Consider the following 15,196-nt stretch of genomic DNA (forward strand, 5'->3'; position numbering starts at 1 on the left):
GCAGCCCGAAACGCCCCCGACATCCGAGGACCGACGCCGCCGTGTTCGATACCCTCTCCGACCGCCTCAGTGCGACCTTCAAGAACCTCCGCGGGAAAGGCCGACTGAGCGAAGCGGACATCGACGCCACGGCGCGCGAGATCCGCATCGCACTGCTCGAAGCCGACGTGGCCCTGCCTGTCGTCCGGTCGTTCATCAAGAACGTCAAGGAACGCGCCCTCGGCGCCGAGGTCTCCAAGGCGCTGAACCCCGCCCAGCAGGTCCTCAAGATCGTCAACGACGAGCTGGTGACCATCCTCGGCGGTGAGACCCGCCGGCTCCGCTTCGCCAAGCAGCCGCCCACCGTGATCATGCTCGCGGGTCTGCAGGGTGCCGGTAAGACCACCCTCGCGGGCAAGCTCGGCCACTGGCTGAAGGAGCAGGGCCACTCGCCGCTGCTCGTCGCCGCCGACCTCCAGCGCCCGAACGCCGTCAACCAGCTCAGCGTCGTCGCCGAGCGCGCCGGCGTCGCGGTCTACGCGCCGGAGCCGGGCAACGGCGTCGGCGATCCGGTGAAGGTCGCCAAGGACTCCATCGAGCACGCGCGGACCAAGGTCCACGACATCGTGATCGTGGACACCGCGGGCCGGCTCGGCATCGACCAGGAGATGATGCAGCAGGCCGCGGACATCCGCGACGCCGTCTCCCCGGACGAGATCCTGTTCGTCGTCGACGCGATGATCGGTCAGGACGCCGTCAACACCGCCGAGGCGTTCCGCGACGGCGTCGGCTTCGACGGCGTGGTGCTCTCCAAGCTCGACGGCGACGCCCGTGGTGGCGCGGCCCTGTCGATCCGGCAGATCACCGGCAAGCCGATCATGTTCGCGTCCAACGGTGAGAAGCTCGACGACTTCGACGCCTTCCACCCGGACCGGATGGCCTCCCGCATCCTCGACATGGGTGACCTGCTCACCCTGATCGAGCAGGCGGAGAAGACCTTCAGCCAGGAAGAGGCCGCCAAGATGGCCTCGAAGCTGGCGTCCAAGAAGGGCCAGGACTTCACCCTGGACGACTTCCTGGCCCAGATGGAGCAGGTCAGGAAGATGGGCTCCATCTCCAAGCTGCTCGGCATGCTTCCCGGCATGGGCCAGATCAAGGACCAGATCAACAACCTGGACGAGCGGGACGTCGACCGCACCGCCGCGATCATCAAGTCGATGACCCCGGTGGAGCGCCAGGACCCGACGATCATCAATGGCTCCCGCCGCGCCCGTATCGCCAAGGGCTCCGGTGTCGACGTCAGCGCGGTGAAGAACCTCGTCGAGCGGTTCTTCGAGGCCCGCAAGATGATGTCCCGCATGGCACAGGGCGGGATGCCGGGCATGCCGGGCATCCCGGGCATGGGCGGTGGCCCCGGGCGCAGCAAGAAGCAGCCGAAGAAGGCCAAGGGCAAGCAGCGCTCCGGCAACCCGATGAAGCGCAAGCAGCAGGAGCAGGAGGAGGCGGCCCGGCGCGCCGCGGCCGCCCAGAGCGGCGGCGCCTTCGGGCTGCCGCAGCAGGGCGGCCAGGAGTTCGAGCTGCCGGACGAGTTCAAGAAGTTCATGGGCTGATCCCGCCGCACGTCTTCGAGGGCGCCCCCCGGGCCAGGGGGGCGCCCTCAGCGCATGCCGAGGCAGGCGCGGTGCCGTAACGTCCAGGTATGAGCAATGCGGCGCCACCCCGCAAGGCCCCTGACCAGCCGTGGCGCGCCGAGGGCACCCCGGACGACACGCCCCGGCGGCCCGGGGGCGGAAGGCGCGGCGGCAAGTGGTGGGGCCTGCTCGTCACCGCGGTGATCGTCTTCCTGCTGGCGTACGTCGGCCTGAACTACCTGGGCCAGGGAAACGAGCCGACGATCTCCTACACGGAGTTCAGCCGGGAGGTCGGCGCGGGCAACGTCGCCAAGATCTACTCCAAGGGCGACGCGATCCAGGGCCAGCTCAAGAGCCCCCGCGCCAACCCCGAGGGCGGCGGGGACTACACCAAGTTCCGCACACAGCGGCCGGCCTTCGCCGACGACAAGCTGTGGCAGAACCTGAGCAGCCACAACGTCACGGTGACGGCCCGGCCGGTCGTGCAGGAGCGCGGACTGCTGTCCAACCTGCTGATCTCCCTGGTCCCGATCGTGCTGCTGGTCGCGGTGTGGATCTTCATCGCCCGGCGGTTCGGTTCGGGGCTGGGCGGCGCGGGCGGCGTGTTCGGGCGCAAACCACCGCCGCGGCCGGTCGAGCTGTTGCCCGGCAAAGCACGCACCACGTTCGCCGACGTCGCCGGCATCGACGAGGTCAAGGGCGAACTGGACGACGTCGTCGACTTCCTCAAGCACCCCGACACCTACCGCAGGATGGGCGCCAAGCTGCCCCGGGGCGTCCTGCTCGCGGGCTCCCCGGGCACCGGCAAGACGCTGCTCGCGCGCGCGGTCGCGGGCGAGGCCGGCGTGCCGTTCTTCTCGGCCTCGGCGTCCGAGTTCATCGAGATGATCGTCGGCGTCGGCGCCTCCCGGGTCCGCGAGCTGTTCGCCGAGGCCCGCAAGGTGGCGCCGTCGATCATCTTCATCGACGAGATCGACACCATCGGCCGGGTGCGTGGCGGCGGCGCCTCGATGAGCGGCCACGACGAGCGCGAGCAGACCCTGAACCAGATCCTCACCGAGATGGACGGCTTCTCCGGCTCCGAGGGCGTGATCGTCATCGCGGCCACCAACCGCGCGGACATCCTCGACCCGGCACTGACCCGGCCCGGCCGCTTCGACCGGGTGGTGAGCGTGTCCCCGCCGGACCGCGGCGGACGCGAGGCGATCCTGCGCATCCACACCCGGGAGATGCCGCTGGCCGGGGACGTGGACCTGGCCCAGGTGGCGCGGGTGACGCCCGGCATGACAGGCGCGGATCTGGCCAATCTCGCCAACGAGGCCGCGCTCCTCGCCGTCAAGGGGAAACAGGAACGGGTGACGCAGGCGGACCTGTCCGAGGCCCTGGAGAAGGTCCAGCTCGGCGCCGAGCGCACGCTGGTCATGCCCGAGGAGGACCGCCGCCGCACGGCGTACCACGAGAGCGGCCACGCCCTGCTCGGCATGCTGCAGACCGGCGCCGACCCGGTCCGCAAGATCACCATCGTGCCGCGCGGCCGGGCGCTCGGGGTGACCATGTCCACGCCCGAGGTGGAGCGGTACGCGCACTCGGAGGGCTATCTGCGCGGCCGCATCATCGGCGCGCTCGGCGGCATGGCCGCGGAGGAGGTCGTCTACGGGGTCGTCACCACCGGCGCGGAGAGCGACCTCGAACAGGTCACCAACATCGCGCGCGGGATGGTGGCCCGCTGGGGCATGAGCGAGCGCGTCGGCCGGCTCTCCGCGCTCCCCGGCGACGCCCAGCAGGCGTACGGCCTGTCGGCCGCCCCGCAGACCCTCGACGTGATCGACGCCGAGATGCGCCGGATCGTCGACGAGTGCTACGAGGAGGCCCGCCAGAAGCTGCGCGACCACCGCGGCCGGCTGGACGCGCTGGCGCACGCGCTGCTGGAGAACGAGACCCTGGAGGAGGCGGACGCCTACCGGATCGCCGGCATCACCCGCCTGACCAAGGACGCGGAGGCATAGGTCCTGTCTGCAGGCCCTACCAGGGGCTACGGCACCCGGGCGATGAGATAGCGGAAGACGTTCGGCATCCAGACCGTGCCGTCCGCCCGCCGGTACGGGTGCAGCGCCTCCGCCAGCTCCTTGTCCACCTGCTTGCCGTCGGTGGCCGCGATCGCCGCGTCGAAGAGCCCGGTCGACAGCAGGCCGCGCACCGCGCTGTCCACGTCGGCATAGCCGAACGGGCAGGCCACCCGCCCCGAGCCGTCCGGCCTGAGCCCGGCCCGCTGGGCGACCTCCTCCAGGTCGTCGCGGCGTGCGGGCCGCCAGCTGCCCGGGCTGCGCAGCGGATCGGCGAGCTTCGTCGCCACCCGGAGCACGGACGAGGTGGCGCAGCGCTCCGGCGGCCCCCAGCCGGCCAGCACCACGGCGCCCCCGTGCGCGGCCAGCGGCAGCGCGTCCGCCAGCAGTCCGCCGAGCCACTCGGAGTCGCCCGCCAGACAGCCGATCGGCTCGAAGACGGTCATCAGGGTGTACGCGGGAGCCCGCGCGCCGGCCGCTTCGCCGGGCAGGTCCAGGTCCTCGACCAGCCGCGTGCCGCCGCCCCCGCCCGGGTCCGGCCGCGTACGCGCGCGCGTGCCGGGCGCGGCGTCCGGCGCCAGCCGCTCGCGCGCCAGGGCGAGCAGTTCCCGGCAGGAGTCGACGCCGGTCACGGCGGCCCCTCTGGAGGACGCCATCAGCAGGGCGAGACCGGAACCGCAGCGCAGACCCAGCAGCCGGGTCGCCGGGCCCACGTCGAGCCGTTCGTGGACGGCCTCGTAGAGCGGGACCAGCATCCGCTCCTGGATCTCGGACCAGTCACGCGCGCGTGCGCACGGGTTCACGCCGGGTGGTACGGGACCCGCGTGAGACAAGTGCTCCCGCACGAGCGTAGGTGTCATAGGTAAGCGCCCCAATCCGCCGACAGTTCGTCGCAGTGCCCGATTGCGAGGCCCCCGTGCCGATCGCTCGCACCCTTCCACCTATGTCAGGTAACTCCCGGCTCGCGGTGCCGTCCAGGGGTCGTGGGGCCCGGCTTGGGGGCCAGGACCAGAAGTGGCGAGAATTCACATCCACGCAATACGGGCGACCGCACGGTGTCCGCTCGCGCGGGGGCGGGCCGGTGACGAGGGGTGCGCGGGCAGCCTGTAACGTCACGATCGCCGCGGACGTTGACAGAGGTGAAGGCGTCCGGCGAGAGCGGCCGAAACGCACCTTGCGCATCCACCGGCCACCCGCACAGCACCGCTTGCACGACGCGTCGTACGTCGGACTACGCACCGGCTTGGTATGAGCTGTGAGGCTTCTCCGCAGATCAGCGCACCCGCCCTCGTCAGGACGCATCAGCGGCAACTGACGGGTACGTGCAAATTATTTGGGATGCCCCGGAATAGGAACACAGAGGCACCCACGCTCGTTGTCATTACGTGAGCACGACACAGACACCACCTGTCCTCGCCGCAGAGCTGGCGCAGGCGTGGGCCGACATTCAGCGGTACCACCCCGAGCTGCCGGACCTTGCCGCGCCAGAGTCACTGATCGGGGAGTCGTCGTCCGCGTGCGGTCACGAACTCTCCTTCGAGCGCCTGCTCCACGAGGCCGTCCACGGCATCGCCGCCGCCCGCGGCGTCCGTGACACCTCCCGCGCCGGCCGCTACCACAACCGCCGCTTCCTGGCCATCGCCGAGGAACTGGGCCTGGACCACCCCGAGGAGCCGCATCCCAGCAGCGGCTTCTCGCTGGTCACGCTCGATCCCGAGGCGAAGCGGCGCTACCGCCCGACCATCGAGCGCCTCCAGCGCGCCCTGAAGGCCCATACGGCGGCCACCTCCGCCGACACCTCCCGGACCTTCCGCGGCCCGGCCGCCCGCCACGGCTCCTCCGGCGGTGGCGTCCGCGTCAAGGCGGTCTGCGACTGCGGGCGCAACGTCCGGGTGGTGCCCTCGGTCCTGGCCCAGGCCCCCATCGTGTGCGGCGGCTGCGGCAAGCCGTTCCGCATCCCGGAGGTCGTGGGCGCGGCGTAGGGGTGCGGCTGCTCGTGGCAGCCGCACACCCGCGGTCCCCATGCCCGCGGGATCCACGGCCGGGCGGCGCACCCGGCGCACGTCACCTCCGCGCCGGGTGCCGCTCAGCCATGCCCGGGATCGTCCGGCCCCCGTGGCGAAGAGCGATCCGAACGGTGTGGCACAATGGCTAGCTGTACTCGACAGCCGCACAGGACCCCTCTCTCCTCCGGCTGACGCGTCCGTCGGGCACTCGGGTACCGCAACCCCACGCGGCAGCTCGCCGTGCCCAACCACGTCAAAACCAGGAGAACCCACTCCCGTGGCAGTCAAGATCAAGCTGAAGCGTCTGGGCAAGATCCGTTCGCCTCACTACCGCATCGTCGTCGCCGACTCCCGTACCCGCCGTGACGGCCGGGCCATCGAGGAGATCGGCAAGTACCACCCGACCTACAACCCGTCGGTCATCGAGGTGGACGCCGACCGCGTGGCGTACTGGCTGGGTGTCGGCGCGCAGCCGACCGAGCCCGTCCTCGCCATCCTGAAGAAGACCGGCGACTGGCAGAAGTTCAAGGGCGAGCCGGCTCCCGCGCCGCTGCTCGTCGCCGAGCCGAAGTCGACGCGTCCGTCGTTCGAGGCTCTCGGCGGTGACGACGAGGGCAAGGGTGAGGCCATCACCCAGAAGAAGAAGGCTGAGAAGAAGGACGAGGCGGCTGCCGAGTCCGAGTCGACCGAGGCCTGAGCAGCATGCTCGAAGAGGCGCTTGAGCACCTCGTGAAGGGCATCGTCGACAACCCCGACGATGTGCAGGTCGCCTCGCGCGACCTGCGTCGCGGGCGCGTGCTGGAGGTCCGGGTGCACCCCGACGACCTCGGCAAGGTGATCGGCCGCAACGGTCGTACCGCGCGTGCTCTGCGCACCGTCGTGGGCGCCATCGGCGGCCGCGGCGTCCGCGTCGACCTCGTCGACGTGGACCACGTCCGCTGACGCTTATCGCAGCACCGGCTCGGGCCGGGGAAGGCCACTGGGCCGTCCCCGGCCCGTAGTCGTATGACAGGAGAGCAAGCACAGTGCAGCTGGTAGTCGCACGGATCGGCCGCGCCCACGGCATCAAGGGCGAGGTCACCGTCGAGGTACGTACCGACGAGCCGGAGCTGCGGCTCGCCCCCGGAGCCGTTCTGGCCACCGACCCGGCCTCCGCCGGACCGCTCACCATCGCCACCGGCCGGGTGCACAGCGGGCGCCTGCTGCTGCGCTTCGAGGGCGTCGGCGACCGCACCGCCGCCGAGGCCCTGCGCAACACCCTGCTGATCGCCGAGGTCGACCCCGAGGAACTCCCCGAGGACGAGGACGAGTACTACGACCACCAGCTCATCGACCTCGACGTGGTCACCGCGGACGGCGCGGAGATCGGCCGGATCACCGAGATCTCGCACCTGCCCTCCCAGGACCTCTTCATCGTCGAGCGCCCGGACGGCAGCGAGGTCATGATCCCCTTCGTGGCGGAGATCGTGACCGAGATCGACCTCGAGGAGCAGAAGGCCGTCGTCACGCCCCCGCCGGGCCTGATCGACGACCGCGCGGAGATCGCCTCGTCCCGGGAAGAGGACGCATGAGGCTCGACGTCGTCACGATCTTCCCGGAGTACCTCGAGCCGCTGAACGTCTCCCTGGTCGGCAAGGCACGCGCGCGCGGGCAGCTCGACGTCCACGTGCACGACCTGCGCGCGTGGACGTACGACCGGCACAACACCGTCGACGACACCCCCTACGGCGGCGGCCCCGGCATGGTCATGAAGACCGGGCCCTGGGGCGACGCGCTCGACACCGTGCTCGCCGACGGCTACGAGACCGGCTCCAGGGCTCCCGCGCTGATCGTGCCCACCCCCAGCGGCCGCCCCTTCACCCAGGAACTGGCGGTCGAGCTCTCCGAGCGCCCCTGGCTGATCTTCACTCCGGCCCGCTACGAGGGCATCGACCGGCGCGTCATGGACGAGTACGCGACCCGGATGCCCGTGTACGAGGTCTCCATCGGCGACTACGTGCTCGCCGGCGGCGAGGCGGCCGTCCTGGTCGTCACCGAGGCCGTGGCCCGGCTGCTGCCCGGCGTGCTCGGCAACGCCGAGTCCCACCGGGACGACTCCTTCGCGCCCGGCGCCATGGCCAGCCTCCTGGAAGGCCCCGTCTACACCAAGCCGCCCGTCTGGCGCGGCCGGGACATCCCCGAGGTGCTGCTCAGCGGCCACCACGGAAGGATCGCCCGCTGGCGCCGCGACGAGGCCCTGCGCCGCACCACGGCCCACCGGCCCGACCTGATCGAGCGCTGCGAGCCCGGGGCGTTCGACAAGAAGGACCGCGAGATGCTCTCCATCCTGGGCTGGGAGCCGGACCCGGAAGGGGAGCCGTACGGCCGGTTTTGGCGCCACGCCGACGGCATGGAACAATAGGCCGCTGTTGTGCGTCCGTCCGGCGTGCGCCCCTGCCACAGGGGGACACGACGCCCGTTCCGACCCGCACGGCAGTCCTCATGGAAACCTAGTTCCCGTTGATGACCTGTGGCATCAGCGAAGAAAGCAGACGAAATGTCTCACCTGCTCGACACCGTCGACGCCGCGTCGCTGCGCAGCGACGTCCCCGCCTTCCGCCCGGGTGACACCGTCAACGTCCACGTCCGCGTCATCGAGGGCAACCGCTCCCGTGTGCAGCAGTTCAAGGGCGTTGTGATCCGTCGCCAGGGCTCCGGTGTCCGCGAGACCTTCACGGTCCGCAAGGTCTCGTTCTCCGTCGGCGTCGAGCGCACCTTCCCGGTGCACACCCCGATCGTCGAGAAGATCGAGCTGGTCACCCGTGGTGACGTGCGCCGCGCCAAGCTGTACTACCTCCGTGAGCTGCGCGGCAAGGCCGCGAAGATCAAGGAGAAGCGCGACAACTGAGCGCTTTTCCGGGGTCACGTCGGGGCCGGATAGCATCTGGCCCCGATGGACACCGAAGCACAGCCGACGCAACGCGACCGCTCCTCCCGACCCGGAACCCCGGGGACGGAGGGCCGGTCGCGTTTCGCGTTGGTGCCGCGGGTCGCCGCATGGCTGCCGGGAGGCGGGATCACCCTCACCCTCCTCGTCTGCCTGGCGTTCTTGCTCCTCCTCAACGCGTTCGTGGTGCAACCGTTCCAGATTCCGAGCGGATCCATGGAACAGGGATTGAGGATCGGCGACCGCGTTCTCGTAAATAAGTTGGCGTACCGTCTCGGTGCCGGGCCGCTGCGCGGCGACGTGATTGTCTTCGACGGGACCGGGTATTTCGGGGACGCCGACTACATAAAGCGCGTCGTGGGAGTGGGGGGAGACCATGTGGTCTGCTGCGACAAGGAGGGGAGGCTCGAGGTGAACGGCCGGCCGGTCGACGAGACGGCGTTCCTCCACCCCGGGGACAGCCCGTCCAGCGTCCCCTTCGACGTCGTCGTGCCCGCGGACCGCCTGTTCGTCCTCGGCGACCACCGCAGTCGCTCCAGCGACTCCCGCGACCACCTGGGCTCGCCCGGCGGCGGCATGATCCCGGTGGACGACGTCATCGGCCGGGCCGACTGGGTCGCCTGGCCGTACGGCCACTGGCGGCACCTGACGCGGCCCGCGGCCTACGCGCGCGTGCCCGCGCCCGCTTCCGCGGCAGGCGGCCGTGGGTAACCGCGGCAGGCCGCGCGGAGCGCCGGCCACCGCCGCCGACAACCTGCTGCCCACCGGGACCCGCCGCACCGGCGCCGGACCGGGCGCGGGCCGCACGCGCGCGGAGCGGCGCAAGCTCCAGCGCAAGGTGAAGCGCAAGCGCAGGCGGTCAGCCGTTCGGGAGATCCCCCTTCTGGTCGGTGTCGCGGTGCTCATAGCGCTGGTCCTGAAGACGTTCCTCGTCCAGGCCTTCGTGATCCCGTCCGGCTCGATGGAGCAGACGATCCGGATCGGCGACCGGGTCCTGGTCGACAAGCTCACCCCGTGGTTCGGCTCCCGGCCGCAGCGCGGGGACGTCGTCGTTTTCCACGACCCGGGCGGCTGGCTGGCCGACGAGCAGACCACCCGGACGAAGGACGCCCCGGTGGTCGTCAAGCAGTTCGAGGAAGTCCTCACCTTCATCGGCCTGCTGCCCTCCGACAACGAGAAGGACCTGATCAAACGGGTCATCGGAGTCGGCGGGGACCACGTCAAGTGCTGTGACGCACAGGGCCGGGTCACCGTCAACGGAAGCCCGCTCAGCGAGACCGACTACCTCAATCCGGGCAGCGCCCCGTCCATCACGCCGTTCGACATCACCGTGCCCCCGGGCCGGCTGTGGGTGATGGGCGACCACCGCGACAACTCCGCCGACTCCCGCGCGCACCAGAACACCCCGTACGGCGGCACGGTCTCCGAGGACTCGGTGGTGGGCCGGGCCATGGTGATCGGCTGGCCGATCGGTCACTGGACCAGCCTCGACGAACCTAAAACCTTCGCAAGCGTCGCGAACTCCGTGTCGGGGTCGACCGCTGCCCCGCCGCTGTCGCATAGGGTTGCCTCCGGCGATCCGAACGGAATGACCAGACTCCCGACCCCTGCGGAACTCCCGCTCGTTATGGGAGTGGTGAGCCTGCGCCGTGGATGGCGCAGGCGGCGGCAGAGAGTAAGGAGTTGGCGTGGGGGATGTGGCGGTTGGCGCACGGTCGGGACACGACGGCGAAGAGCACCGCGGGCGTCCCGTGGAGGCGAACGCCCCCGCCCCGGACGGCGCTGTGACGTCCGGGAACTCCGACTTCTCGGCGTCCGGGGACGGCGGGCCGGAGGAACACCGGCCGCAGAGCGACGGCGAGGGCGCGGACGGGACGGCGGACCAGCCGAAGAAGCCGCGCTCCTTCTGGAAGGAGCTGCCGATCCTGATCGGCATCGCGCTGGTCCTGGCGCTGCTGATCAAGACCTTCCTGGTGCAGGCGTTCTCCATCCCCTCGGACTCGATGCAGAACACCCTCCAGCAGGGTGACCGCGTCCTGGTCGACAAGCTCACCCCGTGGTTCGGCTCCAAGCCCGAGCGCGGCGAGGTCGTCGTCTTCCACGACCCGGACGACTGGCTGGCGGGCGAGCCCGCGCCCAACCCGAACCCGGTGCAGAAGGTCCTCAGCTGGATCGGCCTGATGCCGTCCGCGGAGGAGAAGGACCTGATCAAGCGGGTGATCGGCGTCGGCGGCGACACCGTCGAGTGCAACGGCACCGGTCCGCTGACGGTCAACGGCAAGGCACTCAACGAGCCCTACGTATACCCCGGCAACACGCCGTGCAGCCAGGACGACCAGGGCGGCCAGTTCAAGGTGAAGGTCCCCGCGGGCTACATCTGGGTGATGGGCGACCACCGGCAGAACTCCCGCGACTCCCGCTACAACCAGTCCGACAGCCACCACGGCATGGTCCCCGTCGACAAGGTCGTCGGCCGCGCCATCGTGCGCGCCTGGCCCATCAACCGCTGGGGCACGCTGCCGGTGCCGGACACCTTCGACCAGCCCAGCCTCGGCCAGCAGACCTCCGCCATGTCCCTGACGGTGGCGCCGCAGGGCGTGGCGGTGGCGGCCGTACTGCCGGTGGTGGTGTGGCGGCGCAGGCGCGCGGACCGGCTGCGCACCGGGGCGCAGGCTCAGGCGGCGGCCGGCAAGCGCTGACCCGGCGCCGTGCCGGTGGGGCCCGTGAGGCCCCTCTGTGAAGCTCCGGGAAAGCTGTTCCCCGGGTCCTGAAAGAGGGGCTGCCCCCGTTCGGTACCGGCAGGTAGGGTGCGGGTCCATGAGCGGTGAGAGCACCATGCGTACGGCCCCGCGCACCGCGGGCACAGGCACGGCACGGGCCGGCGGCAGCCGGCTCGCGGAGCGGCTGTCCGGGGTGGCCATGGCGCTGGGCCTGGTGATGTTCCTCGGCGGCTTCGCCTGGGGAGCGGTGGTCTACCGGCCGTACACCGTGCCGACCAGCTCGATGACGCCGACCATCGACGCCGGTGACCGGGTGCTCGCCCAGCGGGTCGACGGCAGTGAGGTCCGGCGCGGCGACGTGGTGGTCTTCCGCGACAAGAGCTGGGTCAGCGACGCCAACGTGGTCAAGCGGGTCGTCGCGGTCGGCGGCGACACCGTCTCCTGCTGCACCGACGGCAAGCTCACCGTCAACGGCAAGCAGATCGACGAGCCCTACCTGCCCGCCGGCAGCCCGGCCGAGAGCACGAACTTCCCGAGCATCACCGTCCCCAAGGGGCGGCTGTTCCTCCTCGGCGACGAGCGCCAGGGCTCCCTGGACTCCACCGCCCACCTCACCGACGCCGCCCGGGGCACGGTGGCGCGCGGCGCCGTCTCCGCGCGTGTCGACTCCGTCGTCTGGCCCATGAACGGCATCCTCGCCCGCCCCACCGGATTCAAGGCGCTCGGCGCCCTGTCACAGCCGGGCCCGATCCGGATCATCGAGCTGATGATCGTCGTCGGCGCGGTCCTGGTCCTCGGCGGCGGCGCGTTCGGCTCGATCGCCAAGCGGCTGGGCCGCTCCCGCAACCGCCCGGAGCCCGCCGGTGTCCGCTGAGACCACGCGGCCGGGCCAGGACACCTACGAAGGCGGACTGCGCAGGGTGGCCCGGGTGGTCCTGCTCGACCCCGAGGACCGCATCCTCCTGCTGCACGGCCACGAGCCGGACGATCCGGCCGACGACTGGTGGTTCACCCCCGGCGGCGGCCTGGAAGGGGACGAGACGCGCGAGGAGGCCGCGCTGCGGGAACTCGCCGAGGAGACCGGCATCACCGACGTCGCCCTCGGCCCCGTGCTGTGGCGCCGGCGCTGCTCCTTCCCGTTCGCGGGCCGGCGCTGGGACCAGGACGAGTGGTACTACCTGGCCCGTACGACCCAGACGGCGACCGCGGCCCTGGGCCTGACCGAGCTGGAGCGGCGCAGCGTCGCCGGAGCGCGCTGGTGGACGTGCCGGGAACTGACCCTGGCACATGAGACGGTGTATCCGACCAGACTCGCCGGGCTGCTGCGCACGCTGCTCGACGAAGGTCCCCCCGCCAGGCCCGTGACCCTGGACACGGAAATCGTCTGAGGGCCCGTCGGACTGGCGCACAATGGGGGGATCGCACGGCTGAAGGGGAACATGCCATGAGCGCCGAGGACCTCGAGAAGTACGAGACCGAGATGGAGCTGAAGCTCTACCGGGAGTATCGAGACGTCGTCGGTCTGTTCAAATACGTGATCGAGACCGAGCGGCGCTTCTACCTCACCAACGACTACGAGATGCAGGTGCACTCGGTCCAGGGCGAGGTCTTCTTCGAGGTGTCGATGGCGGACGCCTGGGTGTGGGACATGTACCGGCCGGCCCGATTCGTGAAGCAGGTGCGCGTCCTCACCTTCAAGGACGTCAACATCGAGGAGCTGAACAAGAGCGACCTCGAGCTCCCGGGCGGCTGACGGCCCATGATTCCGTCGAACGGGTGACGGGGATGTCCACAACCGGCGAGTAGCCCACCAAGATCCACTTCTGTCCGCCCGCTGCGTGACCGTGGGTGCCGGAGGTGGTGCCGACATGAGCAGGGCACGCAGTGGACTCGGCAGGTACGGCGAGGATCTGGCCGCGCGGCGGCTGACCGAGGCGGGGATGACCATCCTGCGGCGCAACTGGCGCTGCGGACGTTCCGGCGAGATCGACATCGTGGCCCGGGACGGGAGCACGCTGGTCGTCTGCGAGGTGAAGACCCGCAGGGCCGGCGGCTTCCAGCACCCGATGGCCGCGCTCACCCCCGAGAAGGCACGACGCCTGCGCGGCCTGGCCGAGCGCTGGGTCCAGGCGCACGGCGGAGCCCCGCCGGGCGGGGTGCGCATCGACCTGGTCGGCGTCCTGCTGCCCCGCCGCGGCGCCGCGTCCGTCGAGCACGCGCGGGGGGTGGCCTGAGATGGGGTTCGCCCGTACGTGCTCCGTCGCCCTCGTCGGCGTCGAGGGCGTGGTCGTCGAGGTGCAGGCCGACCTGGAACCCGGGGTGGCGGCCTTCACCCTGGTGGGCCTGCCGGACAAGAGCCTGTCGGAGAGCCGGGACCGGGTCCGGGCCGCGGTGGTGAACTCGGGCGGCGAATGGCCGCAGAAGAAGCTCACCGTCGGACTGAGCCCCGCGTCCGTGCCCAAGGCCGGTTCCGGCTTCGACCTGGCCGTCGCCTGCGCGGTGCTCGGCGCCGCCGAGCGGATCGACCCACGGGTCCTCGCCGAGATCGTGATGATCGGCGAACTGGGTCTGGACGGCCGGGTGCGGCCGGTGCGGGGCATCCTGCCCGCAGTCCTCGCCGCCGCCGACGCGGGCTACGAGCAGGTCGTGGTGCCCGAGTGCGCCGCCGCCGAGGCCTCGCTGGTCCCCGGCGTGTCCGTGCTCGGCGTCCGCAGCCTGCGGCAGCTGATCGCCGTCCTCACCGACGAGCCCGTGCCCGAGGAGGAACCCGACGGCCACGGGCGCCCGGACCCCCTGCTGGCCGGTCTGCGGGTGCCCGGCGCCGGGGCGGCCACCGGCATGCACGGCGGCGGCGCCCAGCAGCCGGACCACGACCTGGCCGACGTCGTGGGCCAGACCTCGGCGCGCACCGCCGTCGAGGTGGCCGCCGCCGGCGGGCACCACCTGTTCCTGGAGGGACCGCCGGGCGCCGGCAAGACCATGCTCGCCGAGCGGCTGCCCGCCGTGCTGCCCCGGCTCACCCGTCAGGAGTCGCTGGAGGTCACGGCGGTCCACTCGGTGGCCGGGCTGCTGCCGCCGGGCAAGCCCCTCGTCGAGGCGGCGCCCTACTGCGCCCCCCACCACTCCGCCACGATGCAGTCCCTCGTCGGGGGCGGTCAGGGCGTCGCACGGCCCGGCGCCGTGTCCCTGGCCCACCGGGGCGTGCTGTTCCTGGACGAGGCGCCCGAGTTCCACAGCCAGACCCTGGACGCCCTGCGGCAGCCGCTGGAGTCCGGGCACGTGGTGATCGCCCGCAGCGCGGGAGTGGTCCGCTTCCCCGCCCGGTTCCTGATGGTCCTGGCGGCCAACCCCTGCCCCTGCGGACGGTTCTCGCAGCGGGAATCCCTGTGCGACTGCCCGCCCTCGGCGATCCGCCGCTACCAGGCCCGGCTGTCCGGACCGCTGCTGGACCGGGTCGACCTGCGCGTCGAGGTCGACCCGGTCACCCGCGCCCAGCTCACCGCGCCCGGGGCCGGTGGCGAGTCCTCCGCGGCCGTCGCCGACCGGGTCCGCACGGCCCGGGAGCGTGCCGCGGCCCGCCTCGCCGGAACGCCCTGGGGCACCAACAGCGAGGTGCCCGGAAGAGAGCTGCGCAGCCGCTTCCACGCCGCCGCCGGCGCGATGGACGAGGCCGCGCGCAGCCTGGAGCGCGGCGTGCTCACCGCCCGCGGCCTCGACCGGGTGCTGCGGGTCGCCTGGACGGTCGCGGACCTCGTCGGCCACGACCGCCCGGACGCCGGCGACGTCTGCCTCGCCCTGCAACTGCGCACCGGCGTCCCGCGGGGCGTGCCCATGGCCCTCGGGGCCCCGGCGTGACGGCGGGGGCCGCCGC

The 15,196-nt window shown here is 71.6% G+C and carries 16 protein-coding genes and 1 pseudogene; 16 read left to right on the forward strand and 1 reads right to left on the reverse strand.

Annotated features, from left to right (window positions below; genetic code table 11):
• Positions 1 to 41 precede the first annotated feature (41 nt).
• Both ffh and ftsH read left to right on the forward strand, forming a co-directional pair.
• Positions 42 to 1,589: a signal recognition particle protein gene (gene ffh, locus TNCT1_RS25010; protein WP_143636002.1), complete on the forward strand. Its 1,548-nt coding sequence runs from the start codon at positions 42 to 44 to the stop codon at positions 1,587 to 1,589.
• Between the two features lie 89 nt (positions 1,590 to 1,678).
• Positions 1,679 to 3,616 carry an ATP-dependent zinc metalloprotease FtsH gene (gene ftsH / locus TNCT1_RS25015; RefSeq protein WP_143636004.1) on the forward strand — a complete coding sequence of 646 codons (1,938 nt, stop codon included), beginning with the start codon at positions 1,679 to 1,681 and terminating at the stop codon, positions 3,614 to 3,616.
• A 26-nt stretch (positions 3,617 to 3,642) separates the two neighbouring features.
• Here the strand turns inward: ftsH and TNCT1_RS25020 are convergent, their stop codons facing one another.
• Complete coding sequence (locus tag TNCT1_RS25020; RefSeq protein WP_143636006.1) at positions 3,643 to 4,533, reverse strand: cyclopropane-fatty-acyl-phospholipid synthase family protein; 891 nt, start codon at positions 4,531 to 4,533, stop codon at positions 3,643 to 3,645.
• Between the two features lie 525 nt (positions 4,534 to 5,058).
• Here TNCT1_RS25020 and TNCT1_RS25025 point away from each other — a divergent pair.
• From TNCT1_RS25025 to TNCT1_RS25090, 14 genes and pseudogenes are all read left to right on the forward strand, one after another.
• Entirely contained in the window at positions 5,059 to 5,655 is a 597-nt protein-coding gene (locus TNCT1_RS25025; RefSeq protein WP_143636008.1) for a hypothetical protein, read from the forward strand.
• Positions 5,656 to 5,956: 301 nt separating this feature from the next.
• Positions 5,957 to 6,376, forward strand: a complete 420-nt coding sequence (rpsP, locus tag TNCT1_RS25030) for a 30S ribosomal protein S16 (RefSeq protein WP_132889815.1) — start codon at positions 5,957 to 5,959, stop codon at positions 6,374 to 6,376.
• A 5-nt stretch (positions 6,377 to 6,381) separates the two neighbouring features.
• On the forward strand, positions 6,382 to 6,621 hold the full coding sequence (locus tag TNCT1_RS25035; RefSeq protein ID WP_005479813.1) for an RNA-binding protein: 240 nt from the start codon (positions 6,382 to 6,384) through the stop codon (positions 6,619 to 6,621).
• A gap of 83 nt (positions 6,622 to 6,704) precedes the next feature.
• Positions 6,705 to 7,250: a ribosome maturation factor RimM gene (gene rimM / locus TNCT1_RS25040; protein ID WP_143636010.1), complete on the forward strand. Its 546-nt coding sequence runs from the start codon at positions 6,705 to 6,707 to the stop codon at positions 7,248 to 7,250.
• Positions 7,247 to 8,080, forward strand: a complete 834-nt coding sequence (gene trmD, locus TNCT1_RS25045; protein ID WP_143636012.1) for a tRNA (guanosine(37)-N1)-methyltransferase TrmD — start codon at positions 7,247 to 7,249, stop codon at positions 8,078 to 8,080. The genes rimM and trmD overlap by 4 nt, the downstream gene beginning before the upstream one ends.
• A 135-nt stretch (positions 8,081 to 8,215) precedes the next feature.
• Positions 8,216 to 8,566, forward strand: coding sequence for a 50S ribosomal protein L19 (rplS, locus tag TNCT1_RS25050; protein WP_143636014.1), 351 nt, complete (start codon positions 8,216 to 8,218; stop codon positions 8,564 to 8,566).
• 45 nt (positions 8,567 to 8,611) lie between these two features.
• Positions 8,612 to 9,316, forward strand: a complete 705-nt coding sequence (gene lepB, locus TNCT1_RS25055; RefSeq protein ID WP_143636016.1) for a signal peptidase I — start codon at positions 8,612 to 8,614, stop codon at positions 9,314 to 9,316.
• Positions 9,309 to 10,403, forward strand: a pseudogene (gene lepB / locus TNCT1_RS25060) (signal peptidase I); the annotation flags it as partial. The gene lepB (TNCT1_RS25055) and the pseudogene lepB (TNCT1_RS25060), both read left to right, overlap by 8 nt.
• Positions 10,294 to 11,304, forward strand: coding sequence for a signal peptidase I (gene lepB, locus TNCT1_RS25065; protein WP_174266440.1), 1,011 nt, complete (start codon positions 10,294 to 10,296; stop codon positions 11,302 to 11,304). The pseudogene lepB (TNCT1_RS25060) and the gene lepB (TNCT1_RS25065), both read left to right, overlap by 110 nt.
• Before the next feature lie 118 nt (positions 11,305 to 11,422).
• Positions 11,423 to 12,199: a signal peptidase I gene (gene lepB / locus TNCT1_RS25070; RefSeq protein WP_143636022.1), complete on the forward strand. Its 777-nt coding sequence runs from the start codon at positions 11,423 to 11,425 to the stop codon at positions 12,197 to 12,199.
• Entirely contained in the window at positions 12,189 to 12,713 is a 525-nt protein-coding gene (locus TNCT1_RS25075; RefSeq protein ID WP_143636024.1) for an NUDIX hydrolase, read from the forward strand. Before lepB (TNCT1_RS25070) ends, TNCT1_RS25075 begins: the two co-directional genes overlap by 11 nt.
• 56 nt (positions 12,714 to 12,769) lie before the next feature.
• On the forward strand, positions 12,770 to 13,078 hold the full coding sequence (locus tag TNCT1_RS25080) for a DUF2469 domain-containing protein (RefSeq protein ID WP_003965949.1): 309 nt from the start codon (positions 12,770 to 12,772) through the stop codon (positions 13,076 to 13,078).
• 85 nt (positions 13,079 to 13,163) lie between these two features.
• Entirely contained in the window at positions 13,164 to 13,559 is a 396-nt protein-coding gene (locus TNCT1_RS25085) for a YraN family protein (protein WP_143636026.1), read from the forward strand.
• Between the two features lies 1 nt (position 13,560).
• Positions 13,561 to 15,180: a YifB family Mg chelatase-like AAA ATPase gene (locus TNCT1_RS25090; RefSeq protein WP_143636028.1), complete on the forward strand. Its 1,620-nt coding sequence runs from the start codon at positions 13,561 to 13,563 to the stop codon at positions 15,178 to 15,180.
• Positions 15,181 to 15,196 lie beyond the last annotated feature (16 nt).

This window comes from Streptomyces sp. 1-11 (assembly GCF_007176755.1).
In the GTDB taxonomy this organism is placed as follows: Bacteria; Actinomycetota; Actinomycetes; order Streptomycetales; family Streptomycetaceae; genus Streptomyces.

What these genes read in the sequence shown, in the direction of transcription:
- ftsH (WP_143636004.1), top strand. Translation starts at nt 1,679, where the DNA reads ATGAGCAATGCGGCGCCACCCCGCAAGGCCCCTGACCAGCCGTGGCGC.
- TNCT1_RS25020 (WP_143636006.1), bottom strand. Translation starts at nt 4,533, where the DNA reads ATGACACCTACGCTCGTGCGGGAGCACTTGTCTCACGCGGGTCCCGTA.
- TNCT1_RS25035 (WP_005479813.1), top strand. Translation starts at nt 6,382, where the DNA reads ATGCTCGAAGAGGCGCTTGAGCACCTCGTGAAGGGCATCGTCGACAAC.
- trmD (WP_143636012.1), top strand. Translation starts at nt 7,247, where the DNA reads ATGAGGCTCGACGTCGTCACGATCTTCCCGGAGTACCTCGAGCCGCTG.
- rplS (WP_143636014.1), top strand. Translation starts at nt 8,216, where the DNA reads ATGTCTCACCTGCTCGACACCGTCGACGCCGCGTCGCTGCGCAGCGAC.
- lepB (WP_143636016.1), top strand. Translation starts at nt 8,612, where the DNA reads ATGGACACCGAAGCACAGCCGACGCAACGCGACCGCTCCTCCCGACCC.
- lepB (WP_143636022.1), top strand. Translation starts at nt 11,423, where the DNA reads ATGAGCGGTGAGAGCACCATGCGTACGGCCCCGCGCACCGCGGGCACA.
- TNCT1_RS25080 (WP_003965949.1), top strand. Translation starts at nt 12,770, where the DNA reads ATGAGCGCCGAGGACCTCGAGAAGTACGAGACCGAGATGGAGCTGAAG.
- TNCT1_RS25090 (WP_143636028.1), top strand. Translation starts at nt 13,561, where the DNA reads ATGGGGTTCGCCCGTACGTGCTCCGTCGCCCTCGTCGGCGTCGAGGGC.